18 protein-coding genes, 1 tRNA gene and 1 other RNA gene are annotated in these 23,983 nt (G+C 39.8%); 13 read left to right on the top strand and 7 right to left on the bottom strand.

The window, feature by feature from the left end; genetic code table 11:
* Window positions 1-63: 63 nt before the first annotated feature.
* On the top strand, window positions 64-615 hold the full coding sequence (locus Xsto_RS03120; RefSeq protein WP_099124077.1) for an NAD(P)H nitroreductase: 552 nt from the start codon (window positions 64-66) through the stop codon (window positions 613-615).
* 151 nt (window positions 616-766) lie between these two features.
* Window positions 767-2,695 (top strand): DNA topoisomerase III, encoded by a 1,929-nt coding sequence (locus Xsto_RS03115; protein ID WP_099124131.1) that lies wholly within the window; start codon window positions 767-769, stop codon window positions 2,693-2,695.
* Window positions 2,696-2,753: 58 nt separating this feature from the next.
* On the opposite strand, the gene xthA is transcribed toward Xsto_RS03115, so the two are convergent.
* A complete protein-coding gene (gene xthA, locus Xsto_RS03110; protein ID WP_099124076.1) occupies window positions 2,754-3,560 on the bottom strand; it encodes an exodeoxyribonuclease III in 807 nt (268 codons plus the stop codon).
* A 649-nt stretch (window positions 3,561-4,209) separates the two neighbouring features.
* Between xthA and Xsto_RS03105 the strand changes: the two genes are divergently transcribed.
* Window positions 4,210-5,073, top strand: a complete 864-nt coding sequence (locus Xsto_RS03105; protein WP_099108094.1) for a LysR family transcriptional regulator — start codon at window positions 4,210-4,212, stop codon at window positions 5,071-5,073.
* A gap of 400 nt (window positions 5,074-5,473) precedes the next feature.
* Here the strand turns inward: Xsto_RS03105 and Xsto_RS03100 are convergent.
* From Xsto_RS03100 to Xsto_RS03085, 4 genes are all read right to left on the bottom strand, one after another.
* A non-coding RNA gene (locus Xsto_RS03100) (RtT sRNA) lies at window positions 5,474-5,604 on the bottom strand.
* Window positions 5,605-5,645: 41 nt separating this feature from the next.
* Window positions 5,646-5,730: transfer RNA gene (locus Xsto_RS03095), tRNA-Tyr, on the bottom strand.
* 131 nt (window positions 5,731-5,861) lie between these two features.
* Complete coding sequence (gene purU, locus Xsto_RS03090) at window positions 5,862-6,710, bottom strand: formyltetrahydrofolate deformylase (protein WP_099124075.1); 849 nt, start codon at window positions 6,708-6,710, stop codon at window positions 5,862-5,864.
* A gap of 59 nt (window positions 6,711-6,769) precedes the next feature.
* Complete coding sequence (locus Xsto_RS03085; RefSeq protein WP_099124074.1) at window positions 6,770-7,231, bottom strand: YchJ family protein; 462 nt, start codon at window positions 7,229-7,231, stop codon at window positions 6,770-6,772.
* A gap of 456 nt (window positions 7,232-7,687) precedes the next feature.
* Between Xsto_RS03085 and galU the strand changes: the two genes are divergently transcribed.
* The 3 genes from galU to Xsto_RS03070 are packed head-to-tail and all read left to right on the top strand — an operon-like array spanning window position 7,688 to window position 10,992.
* A complete protein-coding gene (galU, locus tag Xsto_RS03080) occupies window positions 7,688-8,605 on the top strand; it encodes a UTP--glucose-1-phosphate uridylyltransferase GalU (protein ID WP_099124073.1) in 918 nt (305 codons plus the stop codon).
* Window positions 8,606-8,629: 24 nt separating this feature from the next.
* On the top strand, window positions 8,630-9,973 hold the full coding sequence (locus tag Xsto_RS03075; protein WP_099124072.1) for a UDP-glucose dehydrogenase family protein: 1,344 nt from the start codon (window positions 8,630-8,632) through the stop codon (window positions 9,971-9,973).
* Between the two features lie 8 nt (window positions 9,974-9,981).
* A complete protein-coding gene (locus Xsto_RS03070; protein ID WP_099124071.1) occupies window positions 9,982-10,992 on the top strand; it encodes an NAD-dependent epimerase in 1,011 nt (336 codons plus the stop codon).
* A gap of 226 nt (window positions 10,993-11,218) precedes the next feature.
* Here the strand turns inward: Xsto_RS03070 and hns are convergent, their stop codons facing one another.
* Window positions 11,219-11,620, bottom strand: coding sequence for a histone-like nucleoid-structuring protein H-NS (hns, locus tag Xsto_RS03065; protein WP_099108088.1), 402 nt, complete (start codon window positions 11,618-11,620; stop codon window positions 11,219-11,221).
* Between the two features lie 644 nt (window positions 11,621-12,264).
* Between hns and Xsto_RS03060 the strand changes: the two genes are divergently transcribed.
* Window positions 12,265-12,870 carry a thymidine kinase gene (locus tag Xsto_RS03060; protein ID WP_099124070.1) on the top strand — a complete coding sequence of 202 codons (606 nt, stop codon included), beginning with the start codon at window positions 12,265-12,267 and terminating at the stop codon, window positions 12,868-12,870.
* Between the two features lie 103 nt (window positions 12,871-12,973).
* Here the strand turns inward: Xsto_RS03060 and adhE are convergent, their stop codons facing one another.
* The gene (adhE, locus tag Xsto_RS03055) at window positions 12,974-15,619 is read right to left on the bottom strand and encodes a bifunctional acetaldehyde-CoA/alcohol dehydrogenase (RefSeq protein ID WP_099124069.1); all 2,646 of its coding nucleotides are present in this window, start codon (window positions 15,617-15,619) and stop codon (window positions 12,974-12,976) included.
* An 894-nt stretch (window positions 15,620-16,513) separates the two neighbouring features.
* Here adhE and Xsto_RS03050 point away from each other — a divergent pair.
* The 6 genes from Xsto_RS03050 (at window position 16,514) to oppF (ending at window position 23,862) form a co-directional block, all read left to right on the top strand.
* A complete protein-coding gene (locus Xsto_RS03050; protein ID WP_099124068.1) occupies window positions 16,514-18,154 on the top strand; it encodes an ABC transporter substrate-binding protein in 1,641 nt (546 codons plus the stop codon).
* A 124-nt stretch (window positions 18,155-18,278) separates the two neighbouring features.
* A complete protein-coding gene (gene oppA / locus Xsto_RS03045) occupies window positions 18,279-19,919 on the top strand; it encodes an oligopeptide ABC transporter substrate-binding protein OppA (RefSeq protein WP_099124067.1) in 1,641 nt (546 codons plus the stop codon).
* 84 nt (window positions 19,920-20,003) lie between these two features.
* Entirely contained in the window at window positions 20,004-20,924 is a 921-nt protein-coding gene (gene oppB / locus Xsto_RS03040) for an oligopeptide ABC transporter permease OppB (protein WP_099108083.1), read from the top strand.
* A 14-nt stretch (window positions 20,925-20,938) separates the two neighbouring features.
* Window positions 20,939-21,847 (top strand): oligopeptide ABC transporter permease OppC, encoded by a 909-nt coding sequence (gene oppC, locus Xsto_RS03035; protein ID WP_099108082.1) that lies wholly within the window; start codon window positions 20,939-20,941, stop codon window positions 21,845-21,847.
* A 9-nt stretch (window positions 21,848-21,856) separates the two neighbouring features.
* The gene (gene oppD, locus Xsto_RS03030; RefSeq protein WP_099108081.1) at window positions 21,857-22,864 is read left to right on the top strand and encodes an ABC transporter ATP-binding protein; all 1,008 of its coding nucleotides are present in this window, start codon (window positions 21,857-21,859) and stop codon (window positions 22,862-22,864) included.
* Window positions 22,861-23,862, top strand: a complete 1,002-nt coding sequence (oppF, locus tag Xsto_RS03025) for a murein tripeptide/oligopeptide ABC transporter ATP binding protein OppF (RefSeq protein ID WP_099108080.1) — start codon at window positions 22,861-22,863, stop codon at window positions 23,860-23,862. Before oppD ends, oppF begins: the two co-directional genes overlap by 4 nt.
* Window positions 23,863-23,983: the final 121 nt, after the last annotated feature.

The raw sequence follows: 23,983 nt of genomic DNA, 5'->3' as shown, positions 1-23,983 counted from the left end.
ATTCGGTAACGAATAAACAGAGAATGTCCGGTCGTGATAGATTATCTTATTCAGGAGGAAACTATGAAAGCCTTGGAACTCTTATTGAATCGTCGTTCTGTTGCACGTTTAACTACTCCGGTCCCTGCGGGGGATGAATTGCAGAATATCCTTGCTGCCGGGATGAGAGCACCAGACCATGGAGCATTACGTCCCTGGCATTTTATTGTCATGCAAGGGGAAGGAATTGATAAATTCAGTAAATTGCTCGAACAGGCAGCAATTAATGGTGAAATGGGTGAAGATGTGGCAGAAAAAGCAAAAAATGCCCCTTATCGCGCACCGATGATTATCACTGTTATTGCTAAAGTAGTTGAGCATGTAAAAGTGCCAGAATGGGAACAGGTTGTAGCAGCAGGCTGTGCAGTACATGCCATGCAAATGGCTGCCGTGGCTCAAGGGTTTGGTGGAATATGGCGTTCTGGTTCTTGGACAGAAGATTCAACAGTCAGAGCCGGACTGGGATGTGAAGAGCACGACAAAATTGTTGGGTTCCTCTATCTGGGTACACCAGAGCTTAAATCACCAATGAAAGTATCTTCACCAGATTTAACTGATTTTGTCAGTTATTTCTAAAAATTACTGTTAGAGTTACTAGATATATCATTACCTGATGTGGTGGATAGGATAAACACCACTACATCAGCTTATCCCATTAATTTATTGCCTAGGTGAACTGAATTAACCACACTCAGACAGGGCATTGATTGAAGTTGTTACAAATTCCATGCGTCTTTTTATTGCTGAAAAACCTAGCCTCGCACGTGCTATTGCCGATATTTTACCGAAACCTCATCGTCGGGGAGATGGGTTTATTGAGTGTGGTGATAGTCAGGTTGTTACTTGGTGTGTAGGTCATTTGTTAGAACAAGCTGAGCCAGATGTATACGATAGCCGTTATGCGCGCTGGGTCTTGGCTGATTTGCCAATTATTCCTGAAAAATGGCAGTTAAAACCACGAGAAGCGGTTGCTAAACAGCTCAATACGATTAAATCTCTTCTGGCAAGGGCTGATGAAATTGTTCATGCCGGAGACCCGGATCGCGAAGGGCAGTTGCTGGTGGATGAAGTGCTGGATTTTTTGCAACTGGAAGACAATAAAAAGCAGAATGTCCAACGTTGTCTGATCAACGATTTAAATCCTCAGGCAGTACTTAAAGCTGTCGAACGTCTGAGGAGTAACCGGGAATTTATTCCCCTGTGTGTTTCAGCTTTAGCCAGAGCAAGGGCTGATTGGCTTTATGGGATCAATATGACCCGAGCTTATACCTTATTAGGTCGGAATGCTGGTTATCAAGGGGTTCTATCAGTTGGCCGAGTGCAGACTCCAGTACTGGGCTTGGTTGTTCGCCGTGATGAAGAAATAGAACATTTTGTACCAAAGGATTTCTTTGAGGTTAAAGCTCATATTATTACCCCGAAAGAAGAGCGGTTCACCGCGGTATGGCAGCCCAGTGAATCCTGTGTGGATTTTCAGGATGAAGAAGGGCGAGTTATTCACCGGCCTTTAGCAGAACATGTAGTAATGCGCATTATCGGGCAGCCTGCCTATATTGCTGCCTATCAGGACAAACGGGAATCAGAAACAGCGCCTTTGCCATTTTCTCTTTCTTCATTACAGATCGAAGCAGCCAGACGTTTTGGACTGAGTGCTCAGGATGTTCTGGATATTTGTCAGCGGCTGTATGAAACCCATAAATTGATTACATACCCGCGTTCAGATTGTCGTTACCTACCAGAAGAACATTTTGCGGGTCGTCAGGCTGTTTTAAACGCTATTTCGGTACATGCCAGCCATTTGTTGCCTCAGGATGCGCTTGATACGGAAAAAAAGAATCGTTGCTGGGATGATAAAAAAGTTGATGCACATCATGCAATTATTCCCACAGCGCGAAGCAGTCAGGTTAAGTTGACAGAAAATGAGCAGCATATTTATGGATTGGTAGCCAGACAGTATCTGATGCAGTTTTTCCCGGATGCTATATTCCGGAAATGCACAATTGAACTGGATATTGCTGGTGGAAAGTTCATTGCCAAGGCTCGCTTTCTGGCAGAAGCCGGCTGGCGAACTTTATTGGGCAACAAAGAACGTGATGAGGAAAATGAGGGCACACCTCTGCCGATTGTTGCTAAAGGTGATGAACTGTTATGTGAGAAAGGAGAAGTCGTGGAAAGGCAGACTCAGCCACCACGCCATTTCACTGATGCCACTTTATTATCTGCTATGACCGGTATCGCCAGATTTGTTCAGGATAAAGCGCTGAAAAAAGTTTTACGGGCAACAGATGGTTTGGGGACGGAAGCAACAAGAGCCGGAATTATTGAATTATTGTTCAAGCGGGAATTTCTGTATAAAAAGGGACGATATATTCATGCAACACCAGCAGGTCGTGCGTTAATTCATGTTTTACCTGATATGGCTGTCTTGCCTGATATGACCGCACATTGGGAATCCAAACTAACTCAAATCAGTGAGAAGCAATTCCGTTATCAGGATTTTATGTCGCCTCTTCATGAAACATTGCAACAGTTGATTTGGCAGGCAAAGCAGTATAGAAATTTGAAAGCTTTCAGGGATCTGCCTCCTGCTCCTGTGAAAGGAAAAAAAGGTAAAGGTAAGCAAGCTAAAACCAAGCAGACAAATAAAGCTGAATAATTTAAGAAATAAAGAGAGAAAAATACAGCACCGAAATTGTGCGATGCTGTATTTTATTTTAAATCTTAAATTCAGCCCAGACTGGTGCGTGATCGGAAGGTTTTTCCATGGCACGGATATCATAATCAATACCAGCAGAGAGGCATTTTTCTGCTAATGGCTGGCTTGCAAGCAGCAAGTCAATGCGAAGTCCACGGTTATCGTTAAACCCTTTTGAGCGGTAATCAAACCACGAGAATTGGTTACTGATTTCCGGATGATGAGCCCGGAATGTATCAACCAGTCCCCAGTTTTTTAGGCGTTCCATCCATTCTCTTTCTTCAGGCAGGAAAGAACATTTTCCGGTTTTTAACCAACGTTTCTGATTATTCTCTCCTATTCCAATATCTAGGTCAGTCGGGCTGATATTCATATCGCCCATAATGAGAATATTGGATCCCGGAGATTGATTTGTTTCCAGATAGGTTTGCAGATCCTGATAAAATTTCTCTTTTGCAGGGAATTTTATCTCATGATTACGACTTTCACCTTGTGGAAAATAACCGTTAATCACAGTCAGTAAGCCGGAAGGAGTTTCGATATCTGCCATGATAATGCGGCGTTGAGCATCGTCGTCGTCAGTTGGAAAACCTTTCCTGACAGCTATCGGCTGTTGGCGAGTCAGTAGGGCAACTCCATAATGAGATTTTTGACCGTGATAGAAGATATGATAGCCAAGTTGACTGACTTCTTCTAAAGGAAACATTTCATCATGAACTTTTGTTTCCTGTAATCCGATAACATCAGGTTGATGTTGTTCAACAATCGCAGCAAGTTGGTGAGGACGCGCCCGCAGTCCATTAATATTGAATGATACAAATTTCATATCGTTATAATCACCTAAATAATGTTTTTCTTTTCAATCTTATCAGATATAAATAAGAATGTAACCATTTATTAAATAATAATTTTAGGCAGATTATCTAGATGTTTCACTATTTTACTCATATATGTAATGTGATATTGAATATAATTCGCTTATTATTCAAATTCAAAGAATGTAATCATGTTAAATAATAGAAAAGCATATACTTAATAAGTGGAAATTTAATAAATAAATGCTTATTTAATTAGTAATGCTCTGTTATATTCACATTCGATATTATGTTTTTAGGTGAGATTTTTTATTCTTGAAATTTATTCTATGTCACGCGTTACAAAAAATAATTAATGAAAAAGTAGAAGAGTTAATCAATCTCTGATAGAAAATTGAACCTGTAGGCCATGTTTATATTTATTAATGGTTTACATTCACGATGGAATATTCATCATGATACAGGTGAATAATATAGTTCATCTGAACCGCATTTTTGCATCAGGGGCTGGCATTTCATATAAATGCCATTTGAAAAATAGCTATTTTTATTGTACAAAATTATACCTTCACAATATCAAGTTTGATTTAGCGGTTACCTGATGAGAAGGCCATTTCAAGGATATTATTTTAGCCACAAGTTACATAGGAACGGTGAATTATGTTTTTTTCTCGTAAATTAGAAGCATTCATGGCGGTGGTGGAAATGGGTTCTTTAAGCAAAGCGGCAAGAGTGATGAACCGTACGACTCCCCCAGTCGCTAAATCAATTAAAGACTTTGAGGCGACGTTAGGAAAGCGCTTATTTAAAAGGGAGAAGTTTGGGATGATACTGACTAAAGACGGAGCGGAACTATATAATGACTTAAAAGAACTTTATTTGAAAGAAAAAGAAATTACAAAGAAACACTTTAGTGGGACTATTTGTAATAGTGTTAATATCTACTATGATTGGGGGAAAGATAGGCATCTGATTTCGCTGTATAAAGCTGCAGATAGAAATAATGCTCAAGTTAATATATTACGATTCAGTTATGATAACATCGATGAAATAGTTGATTATGAGGGAAATACCATAATCCTAAGTTCTGAAAAAATCCTCAGTGATAGATTCAGTCTGGTGCGAAAAATTGAAGGCCAGAATTTAGGCGTTTGTTGTCGTCAGGAATTAATTGATGAATCCAATGGTGATTTAACTCAGCTATTGAAAAATAAAACATGGTTATGCGATCCAGTTCTCTATAAAAGTGATTTTATAAAGAATTTAGAAGAGGATATGCAGAAAAATGGAGAAAAGGCTAATATAAGACAAATGGACAATATGGAGTGTTGTCTTAATTTTATTCAGTCTAAAGATTATATTTTTATTACAGATGCCCGTTCTGGTGCATTAGAGGAAGGAAAAAGTTTGGGTTTTATTCCAATTTCACGAGCTGATGCAGTTAATCAGTGTTACGTCTATAAATCTAAATCACACTCAAGCGTGTTGAATCGTTTTATCGATTCTGTTAGTGATATGGAGTAACCGATTGCATAAGCGGAGCGAATTGCAGATCCTCCAGAGCTCCGCTATTGGTGTTCTGTGAGCACACCAATTTTACAATATTCATTTACTCATTGAGTAAATTAGATGGTTCTTCCCCCAAGCAATATATCTGTTAGCTTTGACAGTAAATGCAAATAATGGAATATAATTTTGAATATGGTGGGGGAAGGATGACGCGCTACTACGATTTATACTCACCTTACATTTTTTTATCTCGCAGCTCAGAATGTCGCACATATCGTGATTTCATTGCGCTTATCTGAATATAGCCAAATAATTTCAATATATTCCCTAACGAAACTCGTGAAAATTGCTCTTTATTGAAGCAGGAAGCAATTTTACTTGAGTAATGTGATAGCTAATAAACGGATTATCTGGATGGTGTTGAGGAAGAATGATTTATGACTGAGCTTCCTCACTCTATGGATCAGTGCGCTGAGTGCTGTTATTTCGCTACGCTCAATTCGAACCTTGGTCGAAGATTCTCATCCTTCCCTCTGGGAATTAATTAGGCTTTCTATTTATTGGTAAATTAAGATTCTATCATTAGATGGTGGTGGGGGAAGGATTCGAACCTTCGAAGTCTGTGACGGCAGATTTACAGTCTGCTCCCTTTGGCCGCTCGGGAACCCCACCAGATTTTGAATTGTACGCTGTTGTTGTCAGCGGACGGAATCATATCAAATGAACCGCCGCTGTAAAGTAAATATTTAAAAATCAGCTATCAAGTGCTGGTTATTTAATCCCTGAGAACAAATTTCATTCCATTATAAGATCACAGTGCGATTGCCATAGACAAATACTCGCTGAGAAAGAACAGAGTGTAGTGCTTTACTCAGCACATTTTTCTCAACATCTCGTCCTGCCCGCATCATGTCCTCAGCCGTATAACCGTGATCCACATTAATTACATCCTGAGTGATGATAGGGCCTTCATCCAGATTATCATTGACGTAATGTGCAGTAGCGCCAATGATTTTAACTCCACGTTCATAGGCTTGATGGTAAGGACGGGCTCCAATGAATGCAGGCAGGAATGAGTGATGGATATTAATAATTTGATTCGGGTAATGCTGAACAAATGCAGGTGTTAAAACGCGCATATACTTAGCAAGTACAACATAATCGGGATTATATTGATCAATCTGAGCCATTAGCGCTTCGTCATGTTGTTCCCGGCTTAAACCTTCATGACTGATATGATGGAATGGAATACCAAACTGCTCAACTAATGATTGCAGAGTGGTGTGGTTACCGATAACTGCGGCTATCTCCACATCCAAACCTTCGTAAGCGCTTTTTACTAATATATCACCAATACAGTGAGCTTCTTTTGTTACCATGATAACAATGCGGCGTCGGCCTGCTGTATTTAATTCACGGTTCGATCCGGCAGGAAGGGCATCATCTAGGTCAGTCAGAAATGTTTCATCATTGAAGATACCTTCCAGCTCTGTACGCATGAAAAAACGGCCAGTTAGGTGGTCAACAAATTCACTATTCTGAACAATATTTAATTGATGCTTATAACAAATATTGGTGATTTTCGCGATTAATCCTTTGGAATCAGGACAAATAGTACGCAAGATTTTTTTTTGTATGATTGCGTTTTGCATGAATAATGTAACCTCAAATTTTTTACTGTGTGAATGATTTTGTTTGAAATTTATAGTTTTTAACTACAGCATTTTTTATATTTCTTTCCTGAACCACATGGGCACGGGTCATTGCGTCCAGTTTGAGGGCGAATACCATCAATATAGAACCAATGTTGTTCAATGCGCAAAAAACGGGAGCGCTCATGTATCAGTTGTCTATCTTGCTTTGCCTGTTCAATAAAGCAAGCTGAAAATTCGACATAGGCTTCGTCATTATGTAGACCTTTATCTGCGCTGATCACATTTAACCCCATCCACTCGACACCGACAAAGCTTTGTTCTATTTCTGAGCGCCAGGTTTCGGCTTTACAGTCGGGATGCCAGGTTGCAATAAGATAATCAATATTTTTTGTTACATAAGCGCTATATCTGGAACGCATCAGAGATTCAGCATTTGGGGCAGGGCGATGGTTATCAAGATAGGGGCTGCAGCAGTGTGCGAAAGATAAGCTGCTACCGCAGGGGCATATTGTTGTCAAAATCACTCCGGTGAATTAAAAAACTTGTTGTTTACATGAACAATACTGTAAGGGTATGTAGGAATATAACTAGTAATAATCTATCTGATAATACCTGAATACAGAGCTTGGTCGCAATGTTTGCCCAGAGTGCAACGAGCCATAGCTGTCTATATTATCGAGGCATCTCTTATGCCCATTTTCGCTATAATAAAACGGACACTTGTTAGATATATGTATCTTATATGTATATTTGCTACGGTAATGTTATGTATTGCCATATAAAAAATATAATTAAACTTCCATTAACTGTATATCTGGTTAAGTTAGCTGATATACTCTTGCGCGCATTTTTTAGTATGTGATTCTTTTCACATATTCAATTTTTCACACATACGATTTTTTAAAGAGTTTGGGCTATCGTTTATGCTGTAAAAGGAGTTTTTCAGTCATAACGTAGCCACAGGAGATTATGTAATGTTAGTCATAAATAAAAAAGTAAAAAAAGCTGTGATCCCTGTTGCCGGCTTGGGGACTAGGATGTTACCAGCTACCAAAGCTATCCCTAAGGAAATGCTGCCTCTGGTTGATAAGCCACTGATTCAATATGTTGTTAATGAATGTATTAAAGCAGGAATTAACGAGATCATTCTGGTTACACACTCATCCAAAAATTCGATAGAAAATCATTTTGATACCAGTTTTGAATTGGAAGCGATTCTGGAAAGAAGGGTTAAGCGTCAGTTATTAGAAGAAGTTCAGTCTATTTGTCCAAACCACGTGACAATCATGCAAACCCGTCAGGGGATTGCAAAAGGGTTGGGGCATGCAGTGTTATGCGCTAAGCCACTGATTGGGGATGAACCGTTTGCCGTTATTCTTCCTGATGTTATTTTGGATGAGTACAGCACAGATTTATCGAAATACAACCTGAGCGAAATGTTGTCACGTTTTAATGAGAATGGTGCGAGTCAGATACTAGTCGAGCCAGTTCCTTATGAAAGCGTTTCTGACTATGGTATTGTTGACTGTTTTGGGGAAAATTTACAACCTGGTGACAGTAAGCCGATTGCCCGTGTTGTTGAAAAACCTAAACCTGAAGAGGCACCATCGAATCTTTCTATTGTAGGTCGTTACGTACTATCTGAAAAAATCTGGCCGCTATTAGCAAAAACTGCGCCGGGTGCAGGGGATGAAATCCAGCTTACTGATGCTATTGCTATGTTGATGGAAAAAGAACCGGTTGAAGCATATCACTTAAAAGGCCGTAGCCATGATTGTGGTAATAAACTGGGTTATATGCAGGCGTTTGTTGAATATGGAATGAAGCATAAGCAATTGGGAGAATCATTTAAAGACTGGATTATGACTTTGCAGGATCAGATTGAAAAATAATCTATTGGTAATTTAGGATGTGAGATGAAAGTAACTGTATTTGGTATTGGCTACGTTGGCTTAGTCCAGGCAACTGTGTTTGCTGAGGTAGGGCACGACGTACTTTGTGTTGATGTTGATGCAAAAAAAGTTGAAAACCTGAAAAATGGGCAGATCCCTATTTTTGAGCCGGGGTTGGAACCTCTGGTTAAGAAAAACTATGCACAAGGGCGTCTGAGTTTTACGACAGATGCCAAAGCTGGTGTAGCACATGGCAAATTACAGTTTATCGCTGTCGGAACACCTCCCGATGAAGATGGCTCGGCAGATCTGCAATATGTCACTGCCGTAGCCCGTACCATCGCAGAAAATATGGATAGTCATAAAGTGGTGGTTGATAAATCTACTGTCCCTGTAGGCACTGCGGATAAAGTCAAAGCTGTGATGCAGGCAGTTTTAGCTGAACGTGGGATGGGTATTCCATATCATGTCGTATCCAATCCTGAGTTTTTGAAAGAGGGGGCTGCAGTTGCTGATTGCATGCGTCCTGAGCGCATTATCATTGGCTGTGATGACGATGGTGTGGTTGAAGTTATGAGAGAGCTGTATGAGCCGTTCAATCGTAACCATGACCGCATGATAGTTATGGATATCCGCAGTGCAGAGCTGACAAAATATGCTGCTAATTGCATGTTAGCTACCAAAATTAGCTTTATGAATGAAATTGCTAATCTGGCAGAAATGCTGGGCGCTGATATTGAACATGTACGTCAGGGGATTGGTTCTGATTCACGTATTGGATATCATTTTATTTATCCGGGTTGTGGATACGGTGGTTCATGTTTTCCAAAAGATGTTCAGGCACTAATTCGTACTTCGGAGCAGATTGGCTATACACCAAAGATTTTACAGGCAGTTGAGTTGGTTAACGAAAAACAAAAAAGAAAACTTCCTTCTTTCGTTAAACATCATTTTGGGACCGATTTATCTGGTAAAACATTTGCCATATGGGGACTATCATTTAAACCTAATACCGATGATATGCGAGAAGCATCAAGCCGGGTATTGATGGAAACCTTATGGGAAAGTGGTGCTAAAATACAGGCTTATGATCCGGAAGCAATGCAGGAAACTCAGCGTATTTATGGGCAGCGCGATGATCTTGCTCTGATGGGAACAAAAGAAGCAGCCTTAAAAGGTGCTGATGCTCTTATTATTTGCACGGAGTGGCAAAACTTTAGAGCACCTGATTTTGATCTTATAAAAGACTCGCTTAACACTCCGGTTATTTTTGATGGGCGTAATCTTTATGATCCGGAGCGCTTGCAAGCCAGAGGGTTCACATATTATGGCATTGGCCGTGGTGACTCTATCAATCCAGTTATTTGAGTTGTGATATGAAATTTTTAGTAACAGGTTCCGCTGGTTTTATTGGTTTTCATGTAAGCCAGCGGTTATTGAATATGGGATATGACGTTGTCGGCATTGATAACATCAATGATTATTATGATGTTAATTTGAAGCAGGCAAGATTAAATTTATTACTCCCTCATCCCGGTTTTAAATTTGAAAAACTAGATTTAGCTGATAGAGTCGGGATCGCTGAATTGTTTACTAAGCACCAATTTCAGAGAGTTATCCATTTAGGGGCTCAACCAGGTGTTCGTTATTCAATACAGAACCCAATGGCATATATTGATGCCAATATTGTTGGTCACATGAATATTCTTGAAGGGTGTCGTCACAACAATATTGAACATTTATTATATGCATCTTCAAGCTCAGTATATGGGTTAAATAAAAAACAACCATTTTCTACTGATGATTCGGTTGATCATCCGGTCTCTTTATACGCAGCGACTAAAAAAGCTGATGAATTAATGTCTCACAGTTATTCACATCTTTATAAATTACCAACCACAGGTTTACGTTTCTTTACGGTATATGGTCCGTGGGGACGCCCTGATATGGCTTTATTCAAGTTTACTAAAGCGATGTTAGAGGAGCGGCCTATTGATGTTTATAACCATGGAGATATGGTAAGGGATTTCACATATATTGATGATATTGTCGAGTCTATAATCAGATTACAGGCTATTATTCCCGAACCTAATAAAGATTGGTCAGTTGAAACTGGTCAAGTCTCTGCTAGCTCAGCGCCATATCGTATTTATAATATTGGTAATGGCCAGCCAACAAAATTGGTTGATTTTATTGAAGCTATTGAAGCTTCATTAGGGATAAAAGCAGCGAAAAACTTTATGGAAATTCAGGATGGCGATGTGCTGTCTACTTGTGCGGACTCTAGGGCGCTGTACGAGAAAATTGGTTTTTCTCCTAATACACCAATAAGAGAGGGTGTGAAACAATTTGTTGATTGGTATCTGAATTTTTATCAGATGTCTTAACATTAGTTTAATAATAAGAAAAGGAGCTATTAGCTCCTTTTTTAATTCTATGTTAATAAAAAACTAAGTTAATGTTAAATTGTTTTTTTCACACCGAGAATGCAAAGGAGCATATAATCGGTTGTGTTCGTACATCAGCCCATAATTAACTTAGTCAGGTTTATTAACCATAAAACAAAAATACCCTTCATAGGGTATTTTTGTTATTAGATGACAAAGTAACTGATTAGATCAGAAAATCTTCCAGACTTTTGCCTTCTTCTTCAATTGCTTTTTTGATTACTGCTGGAGTACGGCCTTGGCCGGTCCAAGTTTTAGTTTCGCCTTCGTCAATATATGAATATTTAGCTGGGCGAGTAGCACGCTTAGATTTACCAGAAGCTTTACCACTTAAAGCGTCTACTAAATCGCTTAATTCGATACCGTCTTTTTCCAGCATTTCACGGTATTCTTGAAGTTTACGTGTGCGCTCTTCTATTTGAGCACGAGCCTGGCTTTCTTCATCACGACGTTCTTCAACAACAATCGTCAGTTTCTCCAGCATTTCTTCTAAAGTAGCAAGTTCACATTCTCTTGCTTGTGCGCGCAAAGTACGGATGTTATTTAGGGATTTTAAATTTTCGCTCATTGTCCTGGTCTCAAATTATAATGATGATGGCTGATGTATGGATAATAATAGAATGCTATTTTATTTTCTGCAATAGTGAATTTACTTTCTAAGGCTAAAAGATCCATTTTTAAAATGCAATTTTTTTGATAATCGATATATTGTGTTTTAATTCTACTATTGGATTTATCATTTCTCGATAACGGTTAGACGTAGATTACTCAAAGCTGCTCAAGGATTAACTTAGACATATAAAACTAATTTATAGTCAATCTGTAAGATATGCTAACTATTCATCTGAAAATAAATTGGTTTTCAAGTGTGAGATGAAATTTTTTTTATGGGTAATCCACTGGTTATGATTATAGCGATATGGGTCGAGTAAAAGTAAACCGTTTTGATTATTAATATGCAAATTGTGGAATATAAAATCGATATTTACTTCTGATATTAATTTTGTTCATTTGTCATCCAGTAAGTGCTTATCGTGCTGATTTTATATGCACAAATGTGATGACTATCATAAAAATATTTCTTTTACTTTCATTTCGTTTTTCTTTCATATCCCATTGGGTCAATAACAAAGGATAACCTTGAGTTAAGTTTGTGGTAAACTTGCGGGCATATATTGCTTGATTAAATTTGACAAGAGGACGGACGGGCCAATGGCTCAGCTTTATTTTTATTATTCTGCTATGAATGCAGGAAAATCAACTTCATTATTACAGTCTTCCTATAACTATAACGAAAGAGGAATGAGGACGTTGATTTTTACAGCAGAAATAGATACACGATTTGGAAAAGGGAAGGTAAGTTCCCGTATTGGGCTATCTGCGGATGCCTTACAGTTTTCACCAGACATTAATATTGCTGAGCTTATCAGACGTGAAAATGGTGCAGAAAAGATTCATTGTATTTTGATTGATGAGTGTCAGTTTTTAACAAAAGAACATGTTGAGCAGCTTTGTGAAATTGTTGATTACGATGATATTCCTGTTCTCTGTTATGGATTAAGAACAGATTTTCAGGGCGAATTATTTAAAGGCAGCCAATATCTTCTTGCCTGGGCGGATAAATTAGTTGAACTGAAAACAATCTGTCATTGTGGAAGAAAAGCAAGCCGTGTTCTGCGTTTTGGCAGCGATGGGAATGTTGTTTATGATGGGGCACAGGTTGATATTGGTGGTAACGAAAAATATGTCTCAGTGTGCCGTAGGCACTATTATGACGTCATTCATGAAGCTAAAGTCAAAAAAGCTGAACAGATATAATCCGTTTGTATGGGTAATACGATTAAATTAGAAAAATGAATTAATAAAATGGCATCAGATATACTCTGATGCCTTTTAGATTACATTAGTTTATTATTTCTTATTATTTTTCAATTTTAGCGCCTTCCTGTGATATGGGCGATTCTATAAATTTACGTCCATAGAAAGAATCCAGCAACAATTGTTTTAACTCAGTAATTAGCGGGTAACGAGGGTTCGCACCGGTACATTGATCATCAAAAGAATCTTCTGCGAGTTTATCAATTTTTGCCAGAAAATCACTTTCCTGAACTCCGGCCGCACGGATTGAGTCTGGAATATTAAGTTGGGATTTTAATTCTTCTAACCATGCCAGCAGTTTTTCAATTTTAGTAGCGGTGCGGTCACCTGGTTTACTTAATCCTAAATGTTCTGCAATTTCAGCGTAACGGCGTCTTGCTTGAGGGCGGTCATATTGACTGAATGCAGTTTGTTTAGTTGGATTATCATTGGCGTTATAACGTATTACATTACAGATCAGCAAAGCGTTTGCTAATCCGTGTGGAATACGGAATTCAGAACCAAGTTTATGAGCCATAGAATGACAGACACCTAAAAAGGCATTGGCAAAAGCGATCCCGGCGATAGTTGCAGCATTATGGACACGTTCACGGGCCACTGGGTTCTGGGCTCCCTGCTGGTAGCTGGCTGGGAGAAAATCTTTCAGTAGTTTTAACGCCTGTAAAGCCTGCCCATCAGAGTATTCATTGGCTAAAACAGAAACATAAGCCTCCAACGCATGGGTGACAGCATCTAAGCCACCAAAAGCACATAATGATTGGGGTATATCCATGACAAGATTAGCATCAACGATAGCCATATCCGGTGTCAGTGCATAATCTGCCAATGGATATTTCTGACCAGTGATATCATCAGTAACAACAGCAAAAGGTGTGACTTCTGAGCCAGTACCCGAGGTGGTTGTAATAGCCACCATTTTTGCTTTTATACCCATTTTGGGGAATTTATAGATACGTTTCCGAATATCCATAAAGCGTAATGCCAATTCTTCAAAATGAGTTTCAGGATGCTCATACATTACCCACATGATTTTAGCTGCATCCATAGGTGAGCCACCACCGAGAGCAATAATGATATCTGGTTTGAACAAACGCATCTGTTCAGCACCTTTTCGGACAATACTTAAAGTAGGGTCAGCTTCAACTTCAAAAAATACTTCTGTTTCTACATTATGAGATTTTAAGACCCTGATGACTTGATCGGCATAACCATTATTAAATAGGAAAGCGTCTGTCACGATAAAGGCTCGTTTGGCACCATCCGTTGCCACTTCTTCTAGAGCAATTGGTAATGAGCCACGACGGAAATAGATAGATTTAGGGATTTTATGCCACAGCATATTTTCAGCTCTTTTCGCGACAGTTTTGGTATTGATCAAATGTTTTGGCCCGACGTTCTCTGAAATAGAGTTTCCGCCCCAAGAGCCGCATCCGAGCGTCAGGGAAGGGGAGAGTTTAAAGTTGTAAAGGTCACCAATACCACCCTGAGATGCAGGAGTATTAATTAAGATACGGGCCGTTTTCATTTTATCGCCGAAATATTTAATACGGGCAGCTTGATTGTCTTGGTCGATATAAAGTGAAGAGGTGTGACCAATTCCCCCCATTTCAACTAATTTTTCTGCTTTTCCGACGGCATCTCCAAAATCTTTCCCCCGATACATGGCTAATAAAGGTGATAATTTTTCATGGGCGAATGGTTCTTTTTCATCCACAATTGTAACTTCACCAATAAGAATTTTTGTATTTTCGGGAACGCTGATACCCGCCATTTCTGCTATTTTTATGGCTGGCTGACCGACAATTGCGGCATTCAGGCTGCCATTTTTCAAAATAATAGTTTGAACTGCCTTCAGTTCTTTCCCCTGTAGAATATAACCTCCATGACTGGAAAAGCGTTCACGGACTTGTTTATAAACACTATCAACCACAATAACAGATTGTTCAGAAGCACATATCACACCGTTATCGAACGTTTTGGACATTAAAATCGATGCAACAGCCCGCTTGATGTCTGCTGATTCATCAATCACAACAGGGGTATTACCTGCCCCAACGCCGATAGCGGGTTTACCTGAGCTGTAGGCGGCTTTTACCATTCCGGGGCCGCCAGTTGCCAGAATGAGATTAATATCAGGGTGATGCATCAACGCATTTGAGAGCTCAACAGACGGTTCGTCTATCCAGCCGATAATGTCTTTTGGTGCACCAGCAGCGACAGCCGCTTGTAAAACGATTTCTGCTGCTTTATTTGTGGCATTTTTAGCTCGTGGGTGTGGAGAAAAAATAATACCGTTACGGGTTTTCAGGCTGATAAGCGCCTTGAAAATGGCGGTTGAGGTTGGGTTGGTTGTCGGAACAATACCACAAATAATACCGACAGGTTCCGCTATAGTGATTGTACCAAAAGTATCATCCTCAGATAAAATTCCACATGTTTTATCATCTTTATAGGCGTTATAAATGTATTCAGAAGCAAAATGGTTCTTGATTACTTTATCTTCTACAACCCCCATTCCCGATTCAGAGACAGCTAATTTCGCCAGCGGGATACGAGCATCAGCAGCAGCAAAAGCAGCAGCACGAAATATTTGGTCAACCTGTTCCTGTGAAAAGCTGGCGAATTCTCGTTGAGCTTTTTTCACGCGAGCAACTAATTCGTTCAGTTCAGCAATCTGAGTGACAGCCATAAAGATTACTCCTAATAAAAGTTAAATTTTTTCAGGGAATTGGCTGTTCGGTTATTGTGACTGAAAGTCATGTCGTGAAATTCGTCACTAACATACTTGCATAAATAGTGCCAATTACCTTAAAAAACTTTATTAATTCATATTGTTAAAAATGGTTTATGTGTTTTTTCTGAGAATGGCTTTTGAACACAGCTTATCATCGGAGGATTTTTGAATAGTGATTTAGATCATGAAAACAGCAAGCTGATACCATTCAGCTGTTAGTTTTTTGATAATGATTATCAAAAAAAGTATTAGGGAATATTTTAAATATTTATTTAACTTTTACGAAATTATTTGTTAAGTAAATTTTGGTAATATATTTTATGATAAAATAAGTGAAAAATAATTAACAGACATCCAATAAAGAGTATGGTTAGTTAATAAAAGTTTTTCTATTTTTCACTAAAAATCTTTCCATTATTTATTTAACTGCTTGTTTTTTCGAGTTGAGTAATACTGTTTTTGACACATACATTCATGACATAACCGTCTATTACTGGATGTTGTTGCAATATTTTGTGATGAAGATGGTCTTTTAATCTGTGATGATTGCATTTTGTTAAAATAATGTTTATTTTCTTTTTTTGTTTGAATCTTAGTGTGATCCGATAGATAAAATAAAATGAGAAAAATTATTTTTATCAAAGTGTTATTGATTTCTCTGTTTACATCTTATATCTAAGAACAAACAATTACTTTAATGATTTAATAAACATATTATAAAAAATAGTATAACAAACCTAGTGTGGGTTGAATCTTAAACACATAAATTATCTTTATTTAATAAAATAGGTTATCGGGATTGTTAGATTAAAAAACGATTAATTTGCTGTTTATCACTTGGAGAGAATAATGAGAAAAATACCATCAAAGTTGAGTCAGTTGATTTCTTCTATCGTTTTATTATCGTTTCCCATAGCACAAGGGATGGCGGCGAAAGTTCCCGCTGGGGTAGTGTTGGCAGAAAAACAGGAAGTTACCATTAATAATGGTGTTGAGGTTGTGTCATTAGACCCTCATGTCGTTGAAGGTGGTCCAGAAACCAATGTTATTCGTAATTTATTTGAAGGGTTGGTGACTACTGATCTGAATGGCGAAACTGTGCCGGGAGTAGCCGAAAAATGGGAAAATGAAGGCCATCAGGTATGGACTTTTTATCTACGTAAAGATGCTAAATGGAGTGATGGCAAACCAGTCACGGCACAGGATTTTGTCTATAGCTGGCGCCGTCTTTCTGATCCAAAAGTAGGTTCCCCTTATGCCAGCTATTTACAATATACCTATATATTGAACGCAGATAATATCTTACAAGGAACAAAATCGCCTGAACAGTTGGGTGTAAAGGCACTGGATGATCAGCGTTTTCAGGTAACACTAAGTCGCCCTGTTCCTTATCTTATTAACATGTTAAGCCATACTCCGCTGAAACCTGTGCGGCAGGATGTTGTAGAAAAATTTGGCATTAAATGGACTTCCCCAGAAAATTTTATTGGCAACGGATCTTATATATTAAAAGAGTGGGTTATTAATGAGCGAATGGTTTTAACACGCAACCCGCACTACTGGAATGATAAAGAATCCATTATAGAAAAAGGCATTTTACTGCCTATTGTTTCGGGTGTCAGTGATGTAAACCGTTATCGCAGTGGGGAAGTGGATATCACTAATGATGCTATCCCGCCAGAACTCTACCAGAAAATGAAACAAGATATTCCCGATCAACTCCGAACAGTACCTTATCTATGTACATTTTATTACGAAATTAATCATAAAAATCCGTTATTTAAAGATAAACGAGTGCGTGAAGCCATTAAGCTTAGCCTTGACAGAGATATTGTCACTGAAAAGATTATGGGGCAGGGACAAATTCCGGCATACGGTTTCACTCCTACCTATATTGGTGGTGGCCTTACTGTTAATCCAGAGTGGGCAAGCTGGACACAGGAGCAACGTAATCAACGGGCAAGAGAATTATTAAAAGAAGCGGGTTTTGATGCCAGTAACCCTCTCAAATTTAGCCTGCTTTATAACACTTCAGAACAAAACAAGCAGCAGGCTATTGCAGCCGCATCTATGTGGCAGAAGAATATTGGTGCAAAAGTCACGTTACAAAATCAGGAATGGAAAACTTCATTGCAAAATCGTCATCAGGGAAATTATGACGTAGTAAGAGCAACATGGTGCGGCGATTATAATGAACCTTCATCCTTCCTAAATTATTACTTATCAGATAGCAGTAATAATACGTCATTCTATAACAGTGAAGCCTTTGATAACTACCTCAATCAGGCTCTGACAGCCAAAGATGAGAAAACACGTAAAGAATTTTATCAAAAGGCGGAAGCTCAGCTTGATGCTGATTCAGGAACAATTCCTGTGTATTACCGGGTTTCCACACGCCTGATTCGTCCGACTGTCGGTGGTATGACAGGAAAGGATCCTCTCGATTATGTTGATCTTAAGAATTTATATATTAAGAAATTAGATAACTAATTGTTATTACAAATATTCTATTGCTGTAAATAAAACGATTCCTTTTGGGATGCAGAAAATAATTAACCCTGAGAATGGGATGGCTTTTACGAAAGCCAGATGAATCAATAGGAGTAATAAGAAGATGGTAAACATAACAAGAAAGAAAATTGCTGCTGGCGTTGCAGTAGCATTGGGCATGATGATCGGAGTACAGGCATTTGCGGCAGAGGTTCCTACGGGTGTACAGCTGGCAGAAAAACAAACGCTGGTACGAAACAATGGCTCTGAACCACAATCACTGGACCCTCATAAAATAGAAGGCGTGCCGGAATCAAATATTGCCCGTGATTTGTTTGAAACACTGGTGATTAATGATCCTGATGGAAACATTATTCCCGGTGTTGCGGAAAGCTGGGAACACAGCCCGGATTTTAAAACGTGGACATTCCATTTCCGTAAAGATGCAAAATGGTCAAATGGTGATCCTGTCACTGCACAGGATTTTGTTTATAGCTGGCAGCGCGCAGTCGATCCAAACACGGCATCCCCTTATGCAAGTTATATGCAGTATGCACACATTCTGAATGTCGATGAAATTATCCGTGGTAAGAAAAAAACGGAAACCCTGGGTGTGAAAGCGTTAGATAACCATACATTCCAATTAACACTCAGTGAGCCTGTGCCTTATTTAGTTCGATTAATGGTTCACACATCAACATCGCCTGTCCATCGTGCAACTGTTGAAAAATATGGAGAGAGATGGACACAACCACAAAATTTTGTCGGCAACGGTGCGTATAAAGTGAAAAGCTGGGTGATTAATGAGCGCCTTGTTTTCGAACGTAACCCGATGTATTGGGATAATAAAAATACCGTCATTGATCAAGTCACTGTTTTGCCTATTTCCTCTGAAATCACTGATGTCAATCGTTATCGCGCTGGCGAAATTGATATGACCTATGATAATTTGCCAGTTGAATTGTTTCAAAAACTGAAAAAAGAGATCCCTGAACAATTACGTGTTAATCCGAAATTGTGTACTTATTTCTACGAAATTAATAATGACAGGCCACCATTTAATGATGTTCGGGTACGTACAGCACTGAAATTGGGTATGGACAGTGAGCTGTTAACTCATAAGGTGAAAAATCAGGGAGATGTCACTGCTTATGGTTATACACCACCTTATATTGCCGATTTTAAAGATGTAAAACCAGATTGGTATACCAAACTAAATCAGCAACAGCGTAATGAAGAAGCGAAAAAACTTCTGGCTGATGCCGGATTTACCAAAGATAATCCGTTAAAAGTTAAGCTACTTTATAATACTTCCGATCTGCATAAAAAATTAGCGATTGCTGCCGCCTCCATCTGGAAAAAGAATATCGGGGTTGAAGTTTCTCTTGTAAATCAGGAATGGAAAACCTTCCTTGACTCCCGTCATCAGGCTAACTATGACGTTGCTCGTGCTGGCTGGTGTGCTGATTATAACGAAGCCTCTACCTTCCTGAATTCTATGTTATCGAATAGTAGCAACAATACTGCTCATTATAAGAGCAAAGAATTTGATGCGCTGATGAAGCAGTCATTGCAAGCTAAGACAGATGAAGAACGAGCAGAAATTTATGCTAAAGCCAATGGGCAATTAGATAAAGATTCGGCAATTGTACCTATTTACTACTATACGAACTCGCGTTTATTAAAACCTTACGTAGGTGGTTACACCGGCAAAGATCCGCTGGACAACTTCCATACCAAAAATCTTTATATTATCAAACATTAGGAATCAGCAGGTGGTTTAAGTCATAAACCACCTGTGTATCAGATAATTAATGACCACGGTTTGGTCAGACAATAGGAACGGGCAATGCTGAAATTTATTTTACGCCGTTGTTTAGAGGCGATCCCGACACTTTTCATTCTTATTACCATTTCGTTTTTCATGATGCGTCTTGCGCCGGGCAGTCCATTTACCGGAGAAAGAAAACTCCCACCTGAAGTGATGGCGAATATCGAAGCGAAATATCATCTGAATGACCCTATCTATAAACAATATTTCAATTATTTGGTTCAACTTTCGAAAGGGGATTTTGGCCCTTCATTCAAATATAAGGACTACAGTGTAAATGATTTGGTGGCAGAGGCGTTGCCCGTTTCTGCTAAATTAGGTGCTGCTGCCTTTATTATGGCAGTAATATTTGGTGTTAGTGCGGGAGTCATTGCGGCACTGAATCAAAATACAAAATGGGATTACACGGTAATGGGGTTTGCCATGACAGGGGTTGTTATCCCCAGTTTTGTCGTTGCTCCCTTATTGGTTCTGATATTCGCAATTACATTAAAATGGTTGCCGGGAGGCGGCTGGAATGGTGGGGCGCCTAAATATATGCTCTTGCCGATGGTTGCGTTATCCCTTTCTTATATTGCCAGTATTTCCCGTATCACTCGTGGCTCCATGATTGAAGTTCTGCATTCCAACTTTATCCGAACAGCAAGAGCCAAGGGACTGCCATTACGCAAGATTATTTTCCGCCATGCACTGAAACCAGCCTTACTACCTGTCATTTCCTATATGGGGCCCGCCTTTGTCGGCATTATTACTGGCTCGATGGTTATTGAAACTATCTTCGGTTTGCCCGGTCTGGGGCAATTGTTTGTTAATGGCGCTTTAAACCGTGACTACTCACTGGTGCTGAGCCTGACGATTCTGGTGGGTGGGCTGACCATTATGTTTAACGCTATCGTTGATGTGTTGTATGCCGTCATCGATCCGAAAATCCGTTACTAAGACTGGAGCACGCAATGTTACTGAATAAGAAAAATAGCGAAGCTCTGGAAAATTTTTCTGAGCAGCTGGAAATTGAAGGCCGCAGTTTGTGGCAGGATGCACGTCGTCGTTTTATTCATAATAAAGCAGCAATTACAAGTTTGTGTATATTGTTTGTCATCACATTGTTTGTCATTTTAGCGCCTATGTTATCTCAGTATACTTACGATGATACTGACTGGAACATGATGACCATGCCCCCTGATTTTGAATCACACCACTATTTTGGTACAGATTCATCAGGCCGTGATTTGTTAGTCCGTGTTGCTATTGGTGGGCGTATTTCACTGATGGTTGGGATAGCAGCGGCTTTGATTGCTGTGATATTCGGCACATTATATGGTGCTATGTCAGGCTATCTTGGTGGCAAAGTCGATATGGTCATGATGCGTCTGCTGGAAATTCTGAACTCCTTCCCATTTATGTTCTTCGTCATCCTGTTAGTGACTTTCTTTGGGCAAAACATTCTGCTGATTTTTGTTGCGATAGGCATGGTGTCATGGCTGGACATGGCGCGTATTGTCCGGGGACAGACATTGAGCCTCAAACGCAAGGAATTCATTGAAGCCGCACTGGTGTGTGGTGTATCCAGCCGTAATATAGTTCTGCGTCATATTGTGCCGAATGTGTTGGGTGTTGTGGTGGTTTATGCTTCATTATTAGTACCAAGTATGATCCTGTTTGAATCTTTCCTGAGCTTTCTTGGTTTGGGAACACAAGAGCCGCTCAGTAGCTGGGGGGCATTATTAAGCGATGGTGCCAACTCAATGGAAGTGGCTCCGTGGTTACTCCTGTTTCCTGCGGGCTTTCTGGTGTTAACCCTGTTCTGTTTTAACTTTATTGGTGACGGCCTGCGAGATGCCCTCGACCCTAAAGACCGTTAAGGAGAGCCTATGAATAGCGTAGAAACGATAAAACATGCTAAAAGCGCTGAATCACTATTAACGGTGAAAGATTTAAATGTGGTATTCAGTACGCCTGATGGCAACGTAACAGCAGTAAATAAACTAAATTTTGACTTACAGGCTGGGGAAACTCTGGGTATTGTTGGTGAATCCGGTTCTGGTAAATCTCAGACAGCCTTTGCCTTGATGGGTTTACTGGCCAGTAATGGTACTGTCAGTGGTTCTGCTGTTTTTAACGGACGTGAAATTCTTAATCTACAAGAAAAAGCGCTGAATAAAATGCGGGCGGAAGAAATCTCAATGATCTTCCAAGATCCGATGACATCTCTTAACCCTTATATGCGTGTAGGAGAGCAACTTATCGAAGTACTGATGCTACATAAAAATATGAGCAAAAGTGAGGCTTTCGAAGAGTCTGTTCGAATGCTGGATGCTGTTAAGATGCCTGAAGCGCGTAAGCGGATGAAAATGTTTCCGCATGAATTTTCTGGCGGAATGCGCCAGCGTGTCATGATAGCAATGGCATTATTGTGCCAGCCTAAGCTATTGATTGCAGATGAGCCGACGACTGCACTGGACGTTACTGTTCAGGCACAGATCATGACATTGCTGAACGAACTAAAAAAAGAACTGAATACAGCCATTATTATGATTACTCATGATCTGGGTGTTGTTGCGGGTATTTGTGACAAAGTGTTGGTTATGTACGCAGGTAGGACGATGGAATATGGTACTGCCCGTGACATATTTTACCATCCGACACACCCTTATTCGATTGGCTTGCTTAATGCAGTTCCCCGGCTGGATGGCGATGAAGAGTCCTTGGCTACAATTCAGGGTAACCCACCAAACTTACTGCGCTTACCAAAAGGTTGCCCATTTCAGCCTCGTTGCCAGTTTGCTACTGAACATTGTGTGAGTGAAGAACCCCCGCTGGAACTATTTAACCCCGGACGCTTGCGTGCCTGCTTCAGACGTCAGGAGGAATTAGTATGAATACAGTTACTGAAAAAAAAGTCCTTCTGGAAGTGGATGATCTGAAAGTTTACTTTGATATCAAAGATGGTAAGCAGTGGTTTTGGCAGCCTTCTAAAGAGTTGAAAGCCGTAGATGGAGTTACCCTGCGATTATACGAAGGGGAAACACTGGGCGTAGTAGGGGAATCAGGTTGTGGTAAATCAACACTTGCCAGAGCAATTATTGGATTAGTCAAAGCCTCTGGTGGCTCAGTGACCTGGCTTGGCCAGAATCTATTTGATCTCAATGACAAACAGTGGCGGGATATTCGCAATGATATCCAGATGATTTTTCAGGATCCTTTGGCTTCTCTTAATCCGCGTATGACTATCGGTGACATCATCGCCGAGCCACTGAAAACCTATTATCCCAAAATGAAAGATGTGGAGATAAAAGAAAAAGTCAAAAAAATGATGATGAAGGTAGGGTTATTACCGAACCTGATTAACCGTTATCCTCATGAATTTTCAGGTGGTCAGTGCCAGCGTATCGGAATTGCCCGCGCCCTGATATTGGAACCTAAACTGATTATCTGTGACGAACCTGTTTCCGCATTGGATGTTTCTATTCAGGCTCAGGTTGTAAATTTGTTGCAGGATTTGCAACGAGAAATGGGGCTTTCCCTGATTTTTATCGCTCACGATCTTTCGATAGTGAAGCATATTTCAGATCGCGTATTAGTGATGTATCTGGGGAACGCAGTCGAACTAGGGACTTACGACGAGGTGTACCATAATCCTCTGCACCCATATACCCGAGCATTGATGTCAGCAGTACCGATTCCTGACCCTGATAAAGAGCGTTACAAACAGATTGAATTACTGGAAGGGGAACTGCCTTCACCAATCAATCCGCCATCTGGATGTGTATTCCGTACCCGATGCCCAATGGCTGATGCGGAATGTGCGAAAACCCGACCATTGCTGGAAGGTAGCTTTAAACATGCCGTTTCTTGTTTGAAGGTAGATCCGCTTTAGAACCCAAGATCACAAAAAATAGATAAATAATACCGCTCGCATTCATGCGAGCGGTTCTTTAATTATCTGTGTACTTTCTAAATCCACTGAATCAGAAATGAATATTTTGGGTTGGTTTGAT

This window comes from Xenorhabdus stockiae, from assembly GCF_002632825.1.
Lineage (GTDB): Bacteria > Pseudomonadota > Gammaproteobacteria > Enterobacterales > Enterobacteriaceae > Xenorhabdus > Xenorhabdus stockiae.
The sequence above is the reverse complement of the archived record's forward strand: the minus strand, read 5'-3'. Positions and strand labels throughout refer to the sequence as shown.